This window comes from Endozoicomonas sp. SESOKO2, assembly GCF_024606245.1.
Classification (GTDB): Bacteria; Pseudomonadota; Gammaproteobacteria; order Pseudomonadales; family Endozoicomonadaceae; genus Endozoicomonas_A.
In genome coordinates, this window is sequence record NZ_JAHHPQ010000649.1 from 1 (window position 1) to 2,090 (window position 2,090).

Sequence of the window (2,090 nt, forward strand, 5' to 3'; positions counted from 1 at the left end):
AAAGCTGTCTAACCTCATCATCACTGGCGACAAAACGAAAATCGAAGGAATGGGAAGCCTTGCGGAACGGGGAATCTGCTGAAGATACAGTCCTCACTTTATCGGACAATGTCGTCGGGAGTGACGATATAGCCAGCTGGGATGTTACCCTGCGGCAGAGATCTCCATGCTCTTTCGACAATAACTCCAGCTTTGCTTTCTTGGGCGTTTCACCTTCATAAAGAGCAAGAGCGCGTTTGTTTATTTGCCCATCAATCCGACCATCCATAGTCAACCTCTCTCCTGTAATCTGAAGAACAGCATTGAAACCGTTTAATTGTATGACCTTCAGACAGGATAAAAGTTCTATTTGAATGGTTGCCCGAAACCATTGAAGGTATTAATCGGACTCGAAAAGCTCATCATGGCCAAACGGCTATCACGTATCCAGTGAATCACACATCGAATTCAAATTAACGCTTTTCAAAAACTCTTCGGCAATGTTCGTCAGCTGGTCGGAATTGAGCACCAGAGCGTCACTGACGTTGAGTGTTTGCCGCAGGTAGGCAAGATTAAGAGAGTTCTCAAACCCCAAAGAGCTATCAATTTCAGACATCATTGCATGTAGCTCTTCTGGCGAGGATGGGTCACGAGCACCGTACAAGTCTGGTGAGCTTTCGAAGATCGAAGCTTTGGCCCAACAATAGGTTAAACAACTGCCTTTCGAGTGGGTGACTCCATAAAGGTAATGACTGAAGGCCTGCTGAATCGCTTGTTTGCATTTGTCTCTTAAAGCATCCAAAGGCCCACAGTCCTTCTCAGGGGACTCTGGAATGGGTTTGCGCTGACATTGACCTGCCGTCGTATCAGATTGTTTCATTTTTTCCAATAACGGCTTCAAGTCCGGACTGTTCCCGACTTTTTGTTGATACAGGGCTTCGATCTTTTCATCCAGCACTTTTCCGTCCCAGACAGGTTGCCCCAGGATAATCACTGGACGGTGGTTCCCCCTGCCCGAGGTTAACTTTACAAACGCGGGTTGATGCACCAGCATTCGTTCTATATTCGGAATGCCCTCAGGTATGTCCGTCCAGGTGTTCTGTATAGATGAGCTGGCTATTTTACCTTCAAGAAATGGCGAAAACCCATCATGACAATCAGTGATGAAGAAGGCATTATTTTTTTCCCCTTGGAAGCGATTGTAAGCCAACCGCCACATAAAGATATTTTCATCCCTGGAAAACAATGCCTTATACCACTCTTTCAGGCACTGTGTAGCCTTAACTTTCAGTTCATCGATAGCTTCCAGACGCACCAACAGATTAAGAAGTTCATTGGGAGGGGTCCCAATTCTGCCCCTGTAGGTCCTTGGGTCCAGCCAACCCGATGCCAGAGCTTCATGGGCAAAACAAATGACCGAAGGTATGGTCAAGTCACTTTGTATCAGTATGCCCACCATTGTAGATAACCAGTTGCAAGGATTTGCTCCGACCTGAACAATCATTTTTGTATGGAGTGACTTGAGTTTTTCAGTGATCTGATTTGCATCATGGTCAGACAATATTTGTTTTACTGCCTGCAACATCGGTCTATTGGTATATTTACTGGCGTCATACACCTGCACATCACCGGCCAGGCGCGTATCGATAGCGCTCCATGCTTTTGTCTCTAACGCCTCTAACATTGAGACACCCATGGAAAAACCGGTTAAATCTTTTCTCCCCCAGAGGTGCTTTACTATTTCGGAAATACTTAGATGGTTTTCTGGCAATGCACTGTTTCTTTCAAGCGCTTTGTTCAGTTCCCCAAGGCTCAAGCCAGAGGCTTCAGCCAGAATTTGCTGTTGCTCCGGGCCAGCCCCTTTAAGGAGATCCTGAAGGAGCTCCTTATTCTTCCTGAGCTGAGTGCTGGAACGGCTGGTATTATTTGTGGTGTGCTGGAAGTCAGATTTGATTTCTGTTAGATGTGTAGGCGCCCCGCCCAAATCCACTGCTTTCCAGGTTTGACCTCCATCCCGGGAATACTCAGGAAAGCTATGGATGCCGCTGCTAATTTGCCGACATTGGACCAGGGGACGAACTATGAGCATGAGAAGATGCGACAACTTGACG

General features: G+C 46.7%; 2 protein-coding genes. Both read right to left on the reverse strand.

Features of this window, described 5'->3' with window-relative positions; genetic code table 11:
* Positions 1–268: hypothetical protein (locus KDK17_RS16115; RefSeq protein WP_257288520.1), on the reverse strand; the 268-nt coding region annotated here is incomplete at its 3' end.
* Between the two features lie 150 nt (positions 269–418).
* A partial coding sequence (locus KDK17_RS16120) for a hypothetical protein (protein ID WP_257288521.1) occupies positions 419–2,090 on the reverse strand: 1,672 nt, incomplete at its 5' end.